The 16,283-nt window shown below is 71.2% G+C and carries 19 protein-coding genes; 11 read left to right on the top strand and 8 right to left on the bottom strand.

The window, feature by feature from the left end; translation table 11 throughout:
* Positions 1-6: 6 nt before the first annotated feature.
* The 6 genes from GVL05_RS11435 to GVL05_RS11410 all read left to right on the top strand — a co-directional run bounded on the left by GVL05_RS11435 (position 7) and on the right by GVL05_RS11410 (position 6,253).
* On the top strand, positions 7-2,121 hold the full coding sequence (locus GVL05_RS11435; RefSeq protein WP_200849210.1) for an alpha-galactosidase: 2,115 nt from the start codon (positions 7-9) through the stop codon (positions 2,119-2,121).
* A 60-nt stretch (positions 2,122-2,181) separates the two neighbouring features.
* Positions 2,182-3,465, top strand: coding sequence for a chloride channel protein (locus GVL05_RS11430; RefSeq protein ID WP_131921814.1), 1,284 nt, complete (start codon positions 2,182-2,184; stop codon positions 3,463-3,465).
* A gap of 54 nt (positions 3,466-3,519) precedes the next feature.
* Entirely contained in the window at positions 3,520-3,774 is a 255-nt protein-coding gene (locus GVL05_RS11425; protein ID WP_327785640.1) for an antitoxin, read from the top strand.
* 134 nt (positions 3,775-3,908) lie between these two features.
* Complete coding sequence (locus tag GVL05_RS11420) at positions 3,909-5,201, top strand: aminotransferase class V-fold PLP-dependent enzyme (RefSeq protein ID WP_159573228.1); 1,293 nt, start codon at positions 3,909-3,911, stop codon at positions 5,199-5,201.
* The gene (gene sufU / locus GVL05_RS11415; RefSeq protein ID WP_123291997.1) at positions 5,198-5,647 is read left to right on the top strand and encodes a Fe-S cluster assembly sulfur transfer protein SufU; all 450 of its coding nucleotides are present in this window, start codon (positions 5,198-5,200) and stop codon (positions 5,645-5,647) included. The genes GVL05_RS11420 and sufU overlap by 4 nt, the downstream gene beginning before the upstream one ends.
* Positions 5,648-5,782: 135 nt before the next feature.
* On the top strand, positions 5,783-6,253 hold the full coding sequence (locus GVL05_RS11410) for a GNAT family N-acetyltransferase (RefSeq protein ID WP_159573211.1): 471 nt from the start codon (positions 5,783-5,785) through the stop codon (positions 6,251-6,253).
* On the opposite strand, the gene GVL05_RS11405 is transcribed toward GVL05_RS11410, so the two are convergent.
* Both GVL05_RS11405 and GVL05_RS11400 read right to left on the bottom strand, forming a co-directional pair.
* The gene (locus GVL05_RS11405) at positions 6,246-6,653 is read right to left on the bottom strand and encodes a hypothetical protein (protein ID WP_159573210.1); all 408 of its coding nucleotides are present in this window, start codon (positions 6,651-6,653) and stop codon (positions 6,246-6,248) included. The two genes, GVL05_RS11410 and GVL05_RS11405, sit on opposite strands and share 8 nt — an antisense overlap.
* Positions 6,654-7,074: 421 nt before the next feature.
* The gene (locus GVL05_RS11400) at positions 7,075-8,127 is read right to left on the bottom strand and encodes a zinc-binding alcohol dehydrogenase family protein (protein ID WP_159573209.1); all 1,053 of its coding nucleotides are present in this window, start codon (positions 8,125-8,127) and stop codon (positions 7,075-7,077) included.
* A gap of 95 nt (positions 8,128-8,222) precedes the next feature.
* Between GVL05_RS11400 and GVL05_RS11395 the strand changes: the two genes are divergently transcribed.
* Positions 8,223-8,798: a TetR family transcriptional regulator gene (locus GVL05_RS11395; RefSeq protein WP_159573208.1), complete on the top strand. Its 576-nt coding sequence runs from the start codon at positions 8,223-8,225 to the stop codon at positions 8,796-8,798.
* Here GVL05_RS11395 and GVL05_RS11390 read toward each other — a convergent pair.
* From GVL05_RS11390 to GVL05_RS11375, 4 genes are all read right to left on the bottom strand, one after another.
* Positions 8,752-9,207, bottom strand: a complete 456-nt coding sequence (locus tag GVL05_RS11390) for a GNAT family N-acetyltransferase (RefSeq protein ID WP_159573207.1) — start codon at positions 9,205-9,207, stop codon at positions 8,752-8,754. The two genes, GVL05_RS11395 and GVL05_RS11390, sit on opposite strands and share 47 nt — an antisense overlap.
* Before the next feature lie 61 nt (positions 9,208-9,268).
* Positions 9,269-9,844: an HdeD family acid-resistance protein gene (locus tag GVL05_RS11385; protein WP_159573206.1), complete on the bottom strand. Its 576-nt coding sequence runs from the start codon at positions 9,842-9,844 to the stop codon at positions 9,269-9,271.
* Between the two features lie 52 nt (positions 9,845-9,896).
* Positions 9,897-10,163: a hypothetical protein gene (locus GVL05_RS11380; RefSeq protein WP_200849209.1), complete on the bottom strand. Its 267-nt coding sequence runs from the start codon at positions 10,161-10,163 to the stop codon at positions 9,897-9,899.
* 27 nt (positions 10,164-10,190) lie between these two features.
* A complete protein-coding gene (locus GVL05_RS11375; protein WP_123938545.1) occupies positions 10,191-10,673 on the bottom strand; it encodes a MarR family winged helix-turn-helix transcriptional regulator in 483 nt (160 codons plus the stop codon).
* A gap of 61 nt (positions 10,674-10,734) precedes the next feature.
* Here GVL05_RS11375 and GVL05_RS11370 point away from each other — a divergent pair, with 61 nt between their 5' ends.
* The 3 genes from GVL05_RS11370 (at position 10,735) to GVL05_RS11360 (ending at position 13,081) form a co-directional block, all read left to right on the top strand.
* On the top strand, positions 10,735-11,103 hold the full coding sequence (locus tag GVL05_RS11370) for a VOC family protein (RefSeq protein ID WP_123292001.1): 369 nt from the start codon (positions 10,735-10,737) through the stop codon (positions 11,101-11,103).
* Between the two features lie 66 nt (positions 11,104-11,169).
* The gene (locus tag GVL05_RS11365) at positions 11,170-12,573 is read left to right on the top strand and encodes an LLM class flavin-dependent oxidoreductase (RefSeq protein ID WP_200849208.1); all 1,404 of its coding nucleotides are present in this window, start codon (positions 11,170-11,172) and stop codon (positions 12,571-12,573) included.
* Positions 12,574-12,577: 4 nt separating this feature from the next.
* A complete protein-coding gene (locus tag GVL05_RS11360) occupies positions 12,578-13,081 on the top strand; it encodes a GNAT family N-acetyltransferase (protein WP_123938546.1) in 504 nt (167 codons plus the stop codon).
* Positions 13,082-13,085: 4 nt separating this feature from the next.
* Here GVL05_RS11360 and GVL05_RS11355 read toward each other — a convergent pair whose 3' ends face one another.
* Together GVL05_RS11355 and GVL05_RS11350 are read right to left on the bottom strand one after the other, a co-directional pair.
* Complete coding sequence (locus GVL05_RS11355) at positions 13,086-13,673, bottom strand: VOC family protein (protein WP_123292003.1); 588 nt, start codon at positions 13,671-13,673, stop codon at positions 13,086-13,088.
* A gap of 117 nt (positions 13,674-13,790) precedes the next feature.
* On the bottom strand, positions 13,791-14,546 hold the full coding sequence (locus GVL05_RS11350; RefSeq protein ID WP_200849207.1) for an SGNH/GDSL hydrolase family protein: 756 nt from the start codon (positions 14,544-14,546) through the stop codon (positions 13,791-13,793).
* A gap of 173 nt (positions 14,547-14,719) precedes the next feature.
* Between GVL05_RS11350 and GVL05_RS11345 the strand changes: the two genes are divergently transcribed.
* The gene (locus tag GVL05_RS11345) at positions 14,720-16,279 is read left to right on the top strand and encodes an NCS1 family nucleobase:cation symporter-1 (protein WP_123292004.1); all 1,560 of its coding nucleotides are present in this window, start codon (positions 14,720-14,722) and stop codon (positions 16,277-16,279) included.
* Positions 16,280-16,283: the final 4 nt, after the last annotated feature.

Below are 16,283 nucleotides of genomic sequence, written 5' to 3'. Positions count from 1 at the left end.
GGGGCCGTGACCTCGTACGACCTCGTCCACCTGACCGCCGGGGGCGTCTCCCTCGTCCTCGACTGCCGTGACCACGCGCTGCCCGCGGTGGTCCACTGGGGAGCAGCCCTCGGGCCACTCGACGACGACGCGCTCGTCGCACTCGCCGACGCGGACGTCGCCCCCGTGGCCCAGAACGAGATGGACGACCCCGTCCGTGTCGCCGTGCTGCCCGAGCCGAACCGCGGGTGGAGCGGACGACCCGGCCTGGCCGGACACCGCGACGGCCACGACTGGTCGCCGGCGTTCACCGTGCGGGCGCTCGACGTCACCGACACGACCGTCACGGCCGAGGCTGCCGACGACACCGCGGGGCTCGCCGTCCGGCTGACGATCGAGGTGCTCGTCTCCGGACTCGTCCGTGCCCGGGCTGCCGTCACGAACACCGCCGACGGCGTCTACACGGTGGACGACCTGACGGTGGCGATGCCGATCCCGTCCGGTGCGCGCGAGGTCCTGGACTTCGCCGGTCGGTGGGGCAAGGAACGCACCCCGCAACGCCGTGAACTCGTCGTCGGCACCCACCAGCGTGAGAGCCGCAAGGGCCGGACCGGCGCCGACGCCGCGACCGTCCTGACGGTGGGGGAGCCCGGCTTCGGCTTCGCCCGCGGGCAGGTCTGGGGCGTGCACACCGGGTGGAGCGGGAACCACCGGCACCACGCCGAACGCCTGTCGACCGGGCGCCAGGTGATCGGCGGCGGCGAACTGCTGCTGCCGGGCGAGGTCCGGCTCGGCACGGGCGAGACGTACGAGGGGCCGTGGGTGTGGTTCACCCACGGTGACGGGCTCGACGACCAGGCCCGACGCTTCCACCGGTGGCTCCGCAGCCGGCCGCAGCACCCGACGACGCCGCGGCCGATGACGATCAACGTCTGGGAGGCCGTGTACTTCGACCACGACCTCGCCCGGCTGACCGACCTGGCGGAGCGCGCCGCGGCCCTCGGGGTCGAGCGGTACGTGCTCGACGACGGGTGGTTCCGCGGCCGCCGGAACGACCACCTCGGGCTCGGTGACTGGTACGTCGACGAGGACGTCTGGCCCGACGGGCTCGGGCCGATCGTGGACCGTGTCCGGGCCCTCGGCATGGAGTTCGGCCTGTGGTTCGAACCCGAGATGGTGAACGAGGACAGCGACCTCGCCCGCGCCCACCCGGAGTGGATCATGCAGGCGGACGGCCGACTGCCGATGCGGTCCCGCGACCAGCAGGTGCTCGACCTGGCGATCCCCGAGGCGTACGAGTACGTGCTCGAGCGGATGACGGCGATCATCGGCGAGTACGGCATCGAGTACGTCAAGTGGGACCACAACCGCGACCTGGTGGAGGCCGGGTTCCCCGGTGCCGGCGCGGCGGTGCACGAGCAGACCCTGGCGACGTACCGGCTGATGGCGACCCTGAAGGCACGCTTCCCGACGCTCGAGATCGAGTCGTGCGCGTCGGGTGGCGCCCGGGTCGACCTCGGCGTGATCGAGCACACCGACCGCGTCTGGGTGTCCGACGACATCGACCCCCTCGAGCGGCAGCAGATGCACCGGTGGACGCAGCAGCTCCTGCCCCCGGAACTGCTCGGTGCGCACATCGCGAGCGGCAGGAACCACTCGACGGGCCGCGTGCACGACCTGGCCTTCCGGGCCGGCACCGCGCTCGTCGGGCACCTGGGCATCGAGTGGGACCTCACCGAGGCGACGGCGGAGGAGTCGGCGTCGCTGGCCGAGTGGATCGCGCTGTACAAGGAGCTGCGCGGGCTGCTGCACGGCGGCGACCTGGTGCGGATGGACGAGGTCGACGACTCCCGGCTCGTGTACGGCACGGTCACGCCGGACCGGCAGCAGGCCGTCTTCTTCCTGGCGAGCATCGGGCGGTCCGAGGTGTCCGGCACCGGTCGGGTCACCTTCCGCGACCTCGACCCGGACGTCTCGTACCGCGTCGACCCGATCGTGGTCGGTGACGGGCACGGGATCGTCCGGCCGGACTGGTGGAGCGGCGCACGGGTGTTCAGCGGTCGGGTGCTCGGCACGGTCGGCCTGCACCCGCCGCTCATGCCCGCCGACTGCGTGGTCCCGTTCCGTCTGACGGCCGTCTGACGGCAGGTGGGACGACCGGGAGGCCCGGTGCCGGTGATCGGAGCCGCTAGGGTTTCCGACATGCCGCGCTCCGGACACGCGACCCCCGTCTGGGCGCTCAAGCTCGCCGTCGTCACCGCCCTGGTGGGCGTCTCCGGTGGCATCGCCGGCATCGCCGTGTGGCTCGCGCTGCAGCTCATCCAGTTCGTGGCCTTCGGGTACGGCTTCGGTGGGCACCTCGAGGCGGCGGACGCACCGTCGGCGCTGAACCGGTTCCTCGCCCTCGTGGCCGCCGGTGTCCTGACGGGCTTCGCCTGGTGGGCGCTCCGGCGCTGGGGGCGTCCGATCGTGTCGGTCACCGCGGCGGTCGGCGGCAAGCGGATGCCCGCACTCGCGACCCTGGCGAACGCCGGCGTGCAGATCCTGGCGGTCGGTCTCGGCGCCTCGATCGGCAAGGAGGTCGCCCCGCGCGAGGTCGGCGCCTGGCTCTCCCAGCTCGTCACCCGTCGTGCCGGTCTCACCCCGCGCGAGACGAAGATCCTGGTCGCCTGCGGAGCGGCAGCGGGTCTCGCCGCGGTGTACGACGTCCCGCTCGGTGGTGCGCTGTTCGCCGTCGAGGTCCTGCTCGGCGAGATCAGCTTCGCCACGGCCCTGCCCGCGTTCGCCACGAGTGCCGTCGCCGCGTTCGTCGCCCGGCTCGTGATCCCGGACGAGGTGCTCTACCATGTGCCGGCGATGCACATGTCGCCGTCGCTGCTCGTCTGGGCGATCGTCGTCGGGCCGGTCCTCGGCCTGGCGGGCGTCGGGTTCGTGAAGCTCACCAACCGGCTGCAGGGCATCGCGCCCAAGGGCTGGCACCTGCTCGTCGTGCTGCCGGTGGTGTTCGCGATGGTCGGGCTCATCGCGGTGCCGTTCCCCGAGATCCTCGGCAACGGGCGGGCGCTGGGCCTCGTCGCGATGAACGCCTCGCTCGACGACGACACCGTCGCCGGCCTGGCGCCGATCGTGCTGCTCCTGCTGCTCGGCGTCGTCCGGACGATCACCACGTCGGCCACCATCGGTGCCGGCGCGGTCGGCGGCACCCTGACGCCCTCGATCGCGATCGGTTCGGCGATCGGCGGCGGCCTCGGGGGCGCGTGGCTCCTGCTCTGGCCGGCTGACGGCCCGGGCCTGGCGGCCTTCGCGTTCGTCGGCGCCGCGGCGTTCCTGGCGACCACGATGCGGGCCCCGTTCACGGCGCTCGTCCTGGTGGTCGAGTTCACCCAGGAGGGCACCGACATCCTCATCCCGTCGCTCCTCGCGGTGTCGGGGGCGGTCGCGGTCGGGTACGTCCTGGCACGTCGACGCAGCGCCCAGATGGTGTGAACACTTCGTCACGTTCCGGGACAGACGGCGGTTCTGCGGCCTACGATCTGCGGCATGACGGAGCGACGGGCTCCGCACCGAGCTGAGGAGCAGGCCATGGCGGGGTTCGACGACATCACGAAGAAGGCCCAGGACTTCCTGAAGGACAACAAGGTCCAGGACGCCCTGAAGAGCGAGAAGGCCGAGGACATCAGCGACAAGGTCCTCGGGGGCGTCGCCGACGCGGTCAAGAAGGCCACCGGCGGCAAGTACGACGACAAGATCGACGGTGCCCGCCACGCTGCGGACAAGAAGATCGGCAACGAGTAGCCCCACCGTGCGACGGCCCAGGGCCCGGCGTGGTCCTGGGCCGTTCCCGTGCCGACTGGACGCCGTCGGGAACAACGGCCACCATTGACGGGTTGCTCCGGACAGCAACACCAGGAGGACGAGACGTGACAGTCGTGGCGCCGAACCAGCCGCTCACCGAGGCCGAGGTCGAGACGATCAAGTCGGACTTCCCGATCCTCGCGCAGGACGTGAACGGGCAACCGTTGGCGTACCTGGACTCCGGGGCGACGGCGGAACGCCCGACCCAGGTCCTCGACGCCGAGCGCCGGTTCCTCGAGCACGACAACGCCGCCGTGCACCGCGGCGCGCACACGCTCGCGGCGCTGAGCACCGATGCCTACGAGGACGCCCGTGCCACCGTCGCCGACTTCATCGGCGCTGCCGGTCCGAGCGAGGTCGTGTGGACCGCGAACGCCACCGACGCCCTCAACCTCGTCGCCTACGGCATCGCGAACGCCAGCCGTGGCCGCGGCGGGGTCGACGCCGCTCGCTTCCGCATCGGACCGGACGACGAGATCCTGGTCACCGAGGCCGAGCACCACGCGAACCTCGTGCCGTGGCAGGAACTCGCCGCGCTGACCGGTGCGACGCTCCGCTGGGTCCCGGTCGCCGACGACGGCACCTGGACCGCCGAGGACGCCGCGGCCCTGATCACCGACCACACCAAGGTCGTCGCGTTCGCGCACGTCTCGAACGTCACCGGCATGGTCGCCCCCGTCGAGCAGATCGTCGGTCTCGCCCACGCCCGCGGCGCACTGGTCGTCCTCGACGCCTGCCAGTCCGCGCCGCACCGGCCGCTCGACGTGCAGCAGCTCGGCGTCGACTTCGCCGCGTTCTCCGGGCACAAGATGCTCGGTCCGAACGGCATCGGCGTGCTCTGGGGCCGCAGCGAGCTGTTGAACGCGCTGCCCCCGTTCCGCACCGGCGGGTCCATGATCACCACCGTGACCATGGAGGCGTCGGAGTTCATGCCGGCCCCCGAGCGGTTCGAGGCCGGCACGCAGCCCGTGTCGCAGGCCGTCGCCCTTGCCGAGGCCGTCCGCTACCTGCAGGGCATCGGCATGGAGCGTGTCCGCGCGCACGAGGAGCACCTCGCCCGGCGCATGCTCGACGGCCTGGCCGCCGTCCCCGGCATCCGCGTCGTCGGTCCGCCGGTCGGCGTCCCGCGATCGGGCCTGGTGTCGTTCGACGTCGACGGCGTGCACGCCCACGACGTGTCGCAGTACCTCGACGCGCAGGGCATCGCCGTCCGCTCGGGGCACCACTGCGCCCAACCCCTGCACCGCCGACTCGGCCTGGTCGCCACCAGCCGCGCGAGCACCTACGTCTACACGACCGAGCACGACGTGGACCGGTTCATCGCGGCCGTCGGCGAAGTCCGCGGCTACTTCGGAGCGACCGCATGAACTCCCTCGACAGCCTGTACCAGCAGGTCATCCTCGACCACGCCAAGGCCCGGCACGGCGACGGCGACCTGCCCGACGCCGACGCCTCGCACTTCGAGCGCAACCCCACGTGCGGCGACGAGATCACCGTCCGCATCCGTCTCGAACCGGGCACCGACCGCATCGCCGGTCTCGCCTGGCAGGGCGACGGCTGCTCGATCTCGATGGCCTCGGCATCGGTCCTCACCGACATGGCCGTGGGCCGCACGGTCCCGGAGCTCCTCGCACTGACCGACGAGTTCCGCACGATGATGCGCTCCCGCGGCATCGGCGAGCCCGACGAGGACGTCCTCGAGGACCTCATCGCCTTCCACGGCGTCTCGAAGTTCGTCATGCGGGTCAAGTGCGGCATGCTCGCCTGGGTCGCGGCGGAAGCCGCCGCGCGTGAGGCGACGGCGTCCCGCTGAGCCGGGTGCGGCTCGCGATCGCGACCACGTGACGGCCAGGAGGCCCGTGGCGGGCCCGCCACGCGCCTCCCGTCCGCAGCTGGTCGCCGACCGGGCCCAAAAAGGCTTGGATGGTATGCCTGTTCAAGGGGCGCGATGATCTTCGAGACGGAGCGACCCGGCGCAGGCCGGGCCGACGCGATCGTGCGGGCCTACCTGACCGAGGTCGCGTCGCGGTGGTACGGGCGAGCGGCGACGCCGGCCGAGGTCGACCGCGCGATGCTCGACGAGCCCCTCGACGACCTGCAAGGGGATTCCGGGCTGTTCGTCGTCGCCTCGGACGGAGGAGCGGTGGTCGCGTGTGCCGGCGTGCGTTTCGTGGGTGTCGTCGGTGAGCTGACGAAGGTCTTCACGCTGCCGGATTGCCGCGGTCGGGGTGTCGGTTCGGCACTCCTGCGGCACGTCGCGGAGGTCAGCCGGGCGCGCGGGATCACGTCGCTGCGGCTCGACACCCGGGCCGAGCTCGCCGAGGCCTGTGCCCTCTACGAGCGGCTCGGGTTCGTGCAGGTCGCGCCGTTCAACGACGACCCGTACTCCGACCGCTGGTACGCGAAGCCGCTCAGCTGACCGCGCCGATCTCGCGGAGCGCATCGCCGACCGTGATGCGCTCGTCGCGTTCCTGCGCTCGTGCCCAGCGGGCTTTCGCGAGCGCGACGGCCCGGTCGTCGAGACCGAGGAGCTCGTAGAGACCGTCCAGTTCTCGGGGAACGAGGTCGGCGAGCGGCAGGGGGAACTTCCGGTCGGGGCTGGCGTAGCTCTGCTGGGCGAGCTGGTCGAGGAGGCCCGGGTCGGTCTCTCGCTGTTCCATGAGCAGGACGACGGTTCGCGACCTCGTCATCATGAGGAAGGCGGACCGCACGTTCTCGTCCGGGTCGGTCGCCAAGGTGATCTCGACGGCGAGGGGGAGGTCCTCTTCGCACGCGAGCTCCCAGCGCTGCGAGGTGTCCCCTCGAACCGCCGTGAGCATGTCCGGGTGGACGCCGAAGGCGCGCTCGCCGAGTTCCGGTCGCAGAGCGGGCGGGCGGGAGCCGTCCCCGACGCGCGCCGTGGAAGCCGACGCCCGCGTAGACGGTGTGGGCGATCGGGAGGAACTGGAGTGCCTCGTGGAGTGCGGTCGCGGCGTCGTGCACCGCCAGGGCAGTCACGTCGCCGTCGGCGGCATCGAGTGCCGCGGCGTACGCCGTCAGCGCCGTGTGCTGCTGGTCCATCGCCCGGGTGAACATCTCCTTGCCCCGGGCCGCGTCGCCGATGCGCCGCGGATCGAGGTGCAGGGTCACGGAGCTCGGATCCTGCAGGTGGCCCCGTGGCGTGCCGCCGCCCGACATCGTGAAGCTGAAGGTCTCGTCGTCGGGCACGTCGGCATCGGTCACGTCGCTGACGCTACCGGGTCAGGGGAGCGTGACGACGAGCTTCCGGGCAGAGACACCGGCGCGGAGCTCGGCGAGGGCCTCCGGGATCGCGGCGAGTCCGGATCCGACGACGGATGCGGTCGGCGTCGCCTGGTACCGACCGGTGCGGAGTGCCTCGGGCAGGAAGTCGCGGTAGATCGCGGGGCCGACCTCCGATTCGGTCGGGCGGCCGCCCCAGATCGCGGTGATGTGGATGCCGTGTCGACGCTCCAGCCGCGCACGGATCGTCGTCACCGGCGTCGGGTACGCCGATGCGAGTCGGCCGGACCCGGTGGCTGCCCGGACGATCGGGAGCGTACGGGGCAGCGAGCCCTGGCCGAAGGCGAGGGTACCGACGAGCTCGCGGTCGGCGACTGCGTCGAGGACGCGGCGTGCGGCACCGTCGTCGCGGTAGTCGAACACGGCCTCGGCACCGAGGGACTGCACGAACCCGTGGTTCTTCGGCGACGCGGTGCCGATCACGGCGTGCCCGGCGGCCCGGGCGAGCTGGACGGCGTTGGCCCCGACGCTCGTCGACGCGCCCCACACCAGGACGACCCCCGGGCGCTCGGACGTGTCGGCCGTCGGGAGTGACAGCGCGAGCTGATCCGGTTCGAAGAGCCCGGCCGCTGCGGTCGAGACGGCGAGCGGCAGGACCGCTGCCTGCTCGGCGCGCAGGTCGTCCGGCACCGGGGTCGTCACACGTTCGAGCAGGAGGACTTGGCGCTGGAAGGCTCCTTCGGCGGAGCTGTTCCGATGCTGCTCCTGCCCCGCTGCGTGCCCGACGACCCGGTCGCCCACGCGGAAACGCTCGGCGCCGGCGCCGGTCGCGACGACGGTGCCGGCGACGTCCGACCCGAGCACCGCCGGGAACCGGAGCTTCGGGAACACCAGGTGTCGGAAGAGTCCGCCGACGGCGTCGACCGGGTTCACGGCGACGGCTTCGGCCCGGACGACGAGTTCGCCGGGGCCGGGCTGGGGGACCGGCGCGGGGCCGACGGTGAACCGCCCGGTCGACGTGGTCCAGAGTGCTGCGTTGTCCGTTGACGACATGGTGTCCGGATCCCTTGCTCGAAGTGGGTCATGACACGACGTGTCATCGACCATTCAATCATGACACGGCGTGTCATCACCGCTACTGTTGACCCATGCGTTGGTCTCCGGATGCCCGAGGGCGACTCGAGCGAGCGGCCTTCGAGCTCTTCGCCGAGCAGGGCTACTCGGCGACGACCGTGCCGCAGATCACCGCACGTGCGGGGCTCACCACCCGGACCTTCTTCCGGTACTTCGCCGACAAGCGCGAGGTGATCTTCGCCGGCGACGAGATCCCCGACCTCGCCCGGGCCGCCATCGAGGCCGCGCCGGCGGGGATCGACCCGCTCGACATCGTCGTGCACGGTCTCCGCCAGGTCGCCGACGGACGGTTCGAGGGGCATCACGACCAGGTCGGTGCGGTGCGGCGGCTGGTGCTGTCCGAGCCCTCACTGCGGGAGCGTGACGCCCGGAAGCGCGCTGACCTCACCGACGCGGTCCGTGCGGCATTCGTCGCTCGGGGCCTCGACCGGCCCGAATCCGCTGTGATCGCGGAGACGACCGTGATGCTCTTCCACCTGGCACTCGAAGCATGGCTCACGGGCCCCGCCGAGCGCCGGATGGCCGACGTGGTCGACGAGCAGCTCAGGATACTCCGTACCGTGCTCGGTCCGGAGCGCGCAGGGTCATGAAGACGTCGACGTCGCCCTCGGTGTCGACGACGAAACCGTGCCGTTCGTAGAGCCGGCGCGCGGCGCTGCCCTGCAGGACGTTGAGTCGCGTCGCACCCGTGTGGGGCTCGGCCAGGACGGTCCGGAGCACTGTCGATCCGACGCCCCGCCCCTGGACCTCCGGCGCGAGGTAGAAGTGCTCGACCCACCGGGTGTCGGCGTCCGGCCGCACGGTGATCGAGCCGCGATCACACCCGTCGACCACGACGACCCGGGTGTGCTCGGGCGCGAAGGCATCACGCATCCGCCCGCGGACCCGGACCGCGTCGAAGCGGCCGAGACGCTCCAGGTCGGCACGGAGGACCTGTGCACGCAGCTCGACGAGCCACTCGATGTCCTCGGGGATGCTGTTCCGCAGGGTGACGTCCACCCGTCGAGCCTAGGAGTCGTCGGCGCCGATCCCGTGACGGGCCCCTGCGCAGCGGCCGTGGTCAGGCCGCTCGACCGGCGGTCGTGGCGGATCGGTCAGCGCGTCCGACGGTGACCCCGAGGGCGATCTGCACGATGCCGAACAGGATCAGGAAGCCCGCGATGGCGACGACGGCCAGCGCTGCCCCGATGGACGGCAGGTTGATGACGAGCACGCCGATGACGATGCTGAGCACCGCGGCGCCGATCGTCAGAGCACGATTCGTCGGTGTCGGGGCGTAGAGCAGGGTGATGCCCTCGACCAGCCAGGCAAAGCCGATCACGAACGCGATCCACCGCACCCCGACCGGCGGGGCGACGAGCGCCACGAGGCCCCCGGCGAGGATCAGCGCGCCGAGGACGACCAGGCCGATGCGGCGGCCGGTGCCGATCCCGTGGGCGAACGCACGGACGACCATCGACAGGCCGGACACCAGCAGGTAGATGCCGAACACCCACGCGACCGCGAACAGCGTCGCGTGCGGGAGCACGAGGGAGGCGACACCGACGAGGACCGCCACGATGCCGACGATCAGCAGCGCGGTCCGTAGTCGTCGATCCCCGCCGACGTCGGTGACGACGTCGTCCTGCAGCGCCATGGTGTCCGCCCTTCCCTGAGAGGATCTGGTCCTGCGCGCTTCTGCGTCAGGGCTACTCCTCGGAACCGCCCGTGTCCGGTGCCGATGCGGACGCATCGGTCCGCGCGGGGTTGATGCGGCGTGGCGGACGCGCCGGCCACGTGACGAGCAGCAGCACCGCGAGCGGGCCGAACAGCAGCGTCAGGAGGAACCAGGTCCACGCCGATCGGTTCCGGGTCCGGGCGTACCCACCGGCGAGCATCGCGACGCTGAGCCAGAGGCTCGACAGGTACAGGTTGGTGAAGTCCTCGTGCACGACAGTTCCCTTCGAGAGATACATCAATACCGGTCGAAGGGTAGCGCGTCCTCAGACCGTGCTGGCCTCGTCGTTGGTGGTGCGGCGGAGTGAGCGCACCATGCTGCGCAGCGCCCCCCGCGCCGCCACCTGCTGCTCACCCGACAACCCGTCGAGCATCCGGACCTCGACGCCGCGGACAGCCGCGCTCGCGAGCTCGAGGCTCGCCCGCCCGCTCGCCGTCAACCGCGTCGGGAGCGCCTTGCCCACCGGCGCCTCGGTGGCCCGCGTCACGAAGCCGTCCCGTTCCAGGGCCTGCAGCAGCACGTTCATCGACTGCCGCGTGACGAAGGCGCCGCGTGCGAGCTCGGAGTTCGACAGCCCGGGCCGCTGTGCCAGGAGTTCGAGGCACGAGTAGTGCGTCATCGTCATGCCGAGCGGGCGCAGCACGGCCTCCATCGCAGCGCGGAGCGCGCTCGCGGCTTCCTTGAGCAGGTATCCGAGGGACGTCTCGAGGTCGATGACGTCGCTGCTGTCGGTGCCGTCTTGACTCATGTCAGGAGTCTGACATAGGTTGTGCCGTGTCAGAAGACTGACACAACCGAAGGAGCACCACATGCCCGTCACCGGCCCCGACTTCATCTCCCTGCAGACCCGCGACCTGGCGGCGTCGCAGGCGTTCTACGAGCAGTACCTCGGTCTCGTCCGCTCCCAGGCCGGCCCGCCACACGCCGTCGTCTTCGAGACGACGCCCATCGCCTTCGCGCTGCGGGACGTCGTCCCCGGCACCGACCTCGACGCGGTCTCGCAACCGGGCATCGGGGCGGCGATCTGGCTGCACGCGACCGACGTGCAGGCCATCCACGACGCCCTGGTGGCCGACGGCCACACGATCGTGTCGGCACCGATCGACGGCCCGTTCGGCCGGACGTTCACGTTCGCCGACCCGGACGGCTACCAGGTCACGCTCCACGACCGCGCCTGAGCTGCGGCCGTCACGCTTCGTCACGATGGATGACGGACGCAGACCCCGCACGTAGCGTCGCCAAGCGTGACCAGCAGCAGCGAACCCCGGCAGATCCGCTTCAACGCGTTCGACATGAACTGCGTCGCCCACCAGTCCTCCGGGCTGTGGCGGCACCCGCGCGACCGATCGCGGGACTACCGCGACCTGACGTACTGGACGGACCTGGCGAAGACGCTCGAAGGCGGGGCGTTCGACGGCATCTTCATCGCCGACGTGCTGGGCACGTACGACGTGTACGGCGACTCGAACGAGGCCGCGCTCCGCACGGGCTCGCAGGTGCCGGTCAACGACCCGATCCTGCTGGTGTCGGCGATGGCGTCGGTGACCGAGCACCTCGGCTTCGGGATCACGGCGGGCACGGCGTACGAGCACCCGTACCCGTTCGCCCGGCGGATCTCCACGCTCGACCACCTGACCAAGGGGCGCGTCGGCTGGAACGTCGTCACCGGCTACCTGCCGAGCGCCGCGCGCAACATGGGCCAGACCGACCAGCTGTCGCACGACGACCGGTACGACGTGGCCGACGAGTACCTCGAGGTCCTCTACAAGCTGTGGGAGGGCTCGTGGGAGGACGACGCGGTCGTCGCCGACCGCGCGTCCGGCGTCTTCACCGACCCGGCGAAGGTGCACCCGATCGAGCACCACGGCAAGCACTTCGACGTGCCGGGCATCCACCTGTCCGAGCCGTCGGTGCAGCGTTCGCCCGTCATCTACCAGGCGGGCGCGTCGCCGCGCGGCATCCGCTTCGCAGCGGAGAACGCCGAAGCCGTCTTCGTGGGCGCACCGACCGTCGAGCAGCTCGCGTCGACCGTCGCGAAGGTCCGTGACGCCCTGGAGGCAGCTGGTCGCGACCGCTACGCCGCTCGCGTCTACACACTGCTCACCGTGATCACGGACGCCACCGACGAGCTGGCCCAGGCGAAGTACGAGGACTACCTGTCGTACGCGTCGGAGCTCGGTGCCCTGGTGCTCAACTCCGGCTGGATGGGCGTCGACCTGTCGCAGTGGGACCTCGACGAGCCCCTCGGCGATGTCGAGTCGAACGCGATCCAGTCGGCTGCGGCCAACATCGCGGCGGCCACCGGCGAGGACGGCAGCTCGTGGACGATCCGCGACCTCGCCCGGCACACCGCGATCGGCGGACTCGGGCCGGTCGCCGTCGGCGGGGGAGCGACCATCGCCGACCGCCTGCAGGAGATCCAGGAGCTCACCGACGTCGACGGCTTCAACTTGGCGTACGCGGTGACGCCGGGCACGTGGGAGGACGTCATCGAGTTCGTCATCCCCGAACTCCGGGCGCGCGGGGCGTACCCGACCGGCTACGAGCCCGGTTCGCTGCGGCACAAGCTGCACGGCCGCGGTGACCGGCTGCCCGACGAGCACCGTGGGGCGTCGTTCAGGATCGGCAGCAGCGCGGTCGTAGGCTGACCGGGTGATCGAACCGTCCGTGTCCGTGCGTCCAGCGGCCCCGGACGAAGTGTCGGCGTGTGTCGACCTGTGGGTCGCAGCGGTCGCGGCACGGGACGGCGTGCCGGAATCCGAGGCGGTGCGAGCCCGCGCGGCGTCGAAGTTCGCCGTGCCTCGGGTCGCCCTGCTCGTCGCTGTCGGAGCGGCCGGTGCGATCGACGGCTTCGCGCTCGTGACGGCGCCGGGGTCCGGGCGGTCGACCGACCCGTCCGACGCCGCCTACCTGTCGCTGCTCGCCGTCCGCCCGGACGTGCAGGCGCGGGGTGTCGGGCGTGCGCTCCTGGCCGCGTCGGTCGACGCGGCGTCGGCGGCGGGACACCCCGCGGTGGTCCTGCACGCACTCGCCGGCAACGAGCGAGCGCTGCGGCTCTACGAAGCCGGCGGGTTCCGGGCGGACGGGGTCGAGTTCCCGCACGCCCTGACGGGCGGGCCGACGCGGACGTACATCGCGACGGCCCCGGCGCGCTGAACCGTCAGACGCGCCACTTCGGTCGCGGGGCGTGGTCCTCGTACGACTGCCGACTCGGGTAGGTGATCAGCTCGATCGTCGATCCCCACGGCGTTCCGACGTACACGAACCGGTTGCCGAACCCACCCTCGTTGCCGCCGAGGTCACGCGGGTCGGCGTACCGCTGGCCGCCCGCCGTCTCGATGTGCGACAGCGCGTGGTCGATGTCGTCGACGTAGAACGCCACGTGCTGCCAGCCGAGGTCGCTCGCGCGGACGGCCGGGCGCTGGTCGGGGCCGTGGTACTCGAAGAGCTCGAGTCCCGGCCCGTTCGGCAGCGCGAGCATACGCAGTGCCCCCTGGGCCATGGTCTTCGGGATGCCGAGGCGCCGCTGGACGTCGGGTTCACCGCGGAGCGGTTCGCTCCGGAGGAACCGGTCGTACAGGGGGACGGCGTCGAGTCCCAGGACGAAGAAGTCGGTGGCCTGGTCGATGTCGGGCACGGTGAGGCCGATGTGGTCGATGCCGTGTGCGGTGCTGGGGGTGCCCGTCGGGGTGGTGACGGTTGCAGGACGTGTCGCGGTGGTGCCGGATGGGCGTGGCGCAGTGTGCATGGTGCCGTCTCCCCTGAGTTCGGCTCGGACGTGGATCACCCGAGTAGAACGGCTGTTCGCGGGGGAGGACAAGCGGAGCGCGGGACGCGTGCGGAGAACCGCCGCGATCGTGCGTGATCAGTCGACGGGGGTCCACGCCGGGTAGGTTGCCGAGCGTCCGTCGCCCGAGGACCGCCGGGTGACGCGGCGCTGTACCCAGGGCAGGACGTGCTCGCGGTAGTAGCGGAGTTCCTCGGAGAGTCGGGTGCGGCCGGTCTGTTCGGACGCCGGCTCGATCGGTGCCGGTCCGTCCTCGATCGCGTGCAGGGCGAGGTCCGCGACGCGCTGGTGGCCGGTGTCGTTCATGTGCAGCCGGTCCTCGGACCAGAACTCGGCACGGCGCAGGTGCGGATCACGGGACACGTCGACGAAGGGCAGGTCGTACCGGTCGGCGAGGTCGGCGAGGGCGTCCGCCCAGGCGTCGCCGCGCGCGTTGATGAGGCGTCCGAGGGGGAGTCGTGCGCTCGGGTCGGCGGGGCTCAGCAGCGCCAGCCGGACCCCGCGGCCCAGGACCGTGTCGACCGCCGCTTCGAGTGGTGCGATGAGGGCGTGGGCGTCGAACCGTGGCCGCAGCAGGTCGTTGCCGCCCGCGCAGAACGTGATCAGCGTCGGTGCGGGGTCGAGTGCGAGAGCCGCGTCGAGCTGCTCTCCGAGGACCCCGGCGAGCAGGCGCCCGCGGACCGCGAGGTTGGCGTACCGGACGTCTGCGTCGTGCGCACGGGCCATGCCGCTCGCGAGTCGGCCGGTCCAGCCGGGGAACGGTACGGCGCCGGCGTCGCCGATGCCCTCCGAGAAGCTGTCGCCGATCGCGACGTAACGGATGGTGTCGGGCATGCGGCCATCATCGTGCACATGTCTGTGCACGTTCTGGTGTGGAACGAGCGTTTCAGGACAGCGACCACGACACACGACCGTTACACGAGGGAAACGGCGGGCGCGAAGAGGCTCCCTAACTTCTGTGGTGGAGGCGATCACCGCCTCCCCACCCCACTCCCTCGGAGGACGCCATGGCTACCGATCTCGTGACACCCGTCGCAGCGCCCCACGCCCCCACCACGACCGCCGCACCCGCTGGTGCCGGCGTCGTCAAGCCCGGGTACGACCCGGCGCTCACGAACGAGGACCTCGCCCCGCTGCGCAAGCAGAGCTGGACGAGCTACAACTTCTTCGCCTTCTGGATGTCCGACGTGCACTCGGTCGGCGGCTACGTCACCGCCGGGTCGCTCTTCGCACTGGGCATCGCGAGCTGGCAGGTGCTCATCGCCCTGGTGGTCGGCATCCTGATCGTGCAGGTCTTCGCCAACCTCGTCGCCAAGCCGTCGCAGCGCACCGGCGTGCCCTACCCGGTCATCAACCGTGCGGTGTTCGGGGTGCTCGGGGCGAACGTGCCCGCGATCATCCGCGGGCTGATCGCGATGGCCTGGTACGGCGTGCAGACGTTCCTCGCCGCGCAGTCGCTCAACATCATCTTCCTGAAGTTCATCCCCGCCTCGGCCGGGTTGCTCGACCACTCGTTCCTGGGGCTGTCAGCGCTCGGGTGGATCTCGTACGCGATCCTGTGGGTCGCGCAGGGGGCCCTGTTCTGGATGGGCATGGAGGCCATCAAGAAGTTCATCGACTGGGCGGGCCCGGCGGTGTACGTCGTGATGATCGCGCTGGCGATCTACCTCGTCAGCCAGGCCGGCATCGGCAACATCTCGTTCACGCTGTCGGTGGGGGAGCCGCTCTCGTTCGGCGCGTCGATCCCGGTCATGCTCTCCGCGGTCGCCCTGGTGGTCAGCTACTTCTCCGGCCCGATGCTCAACTTCGGTGACTTCTCGCGCTACGGCAAGTCCTTCGCGGCCGTCAAGCGGGGCAACTTCTGGGGCCTCCCGATCAACTTCCTGTTCTTCTCGGTGCTCACCGTGCTGTGTGCGAGTGCGACCGTGCCGGTCTTCGGCAAGCTCATCACCGACCCGATCGAGACCGTGCAGGCGATCGGCGCCCCGTTCGCGATCCTGCTCGGCGGCCTGACCTTCGTCACGGCGACGGTCGGCATCAACATCGTCGCGAACTTCATCAGCCCCGCGTTCGACTTCTCGAACGTCGCTCCACGCAAGATCTCGTGGCGAGCCGGCGGCATGATCGCCGCGGTCGGCTCCGTGCTGCTGACCCCGTGGAACTGGTACGGCAACGACCAGGCCATCCTGTACACGCTCGGGGTGCTCGGCGCCCTCATCGGCCCGCTGTTCGGCATCCTGATCGCCGGGTACTACATCGTCGGGAAGCAGCGCATCGCCGTCGACGACATGTACACGAAGGACACCTCGGCCCGGTACTGGTACCGCGGCGGCTTCAACCCGAACGCCATCGGTACCCTCGTCGTCACCGGGGTGGTCTCGGTCGCCAGTGCGGTCCTGCCGCCCGCGCTCGGGATCCTGCCGGGGCTGAACAACTACAGCTGGTTCATCGGCTGCGGCCTGGGACTCGTGGTGTTCTGGGGACTCGAGCGGGTCCGGCCGAGCATGCCGGAACTCGCCTCGGACGACCCGACGGTCGACGACGGCGCCGCCGTCGGACGAGCCTGAGACG

Origin of the sequence: Curtobacterium sp. 18060 (assembly GCF_902706105.1) — a bacterium.
Lineage (GTDB): Bacteria > Actinomycetota > Actinomycetes > Actinomycetales > Microbacteriaceae > Curtobacterium.
This window is presented reverse-complemented; position numbering and strand designations above follow the sequence as displayed.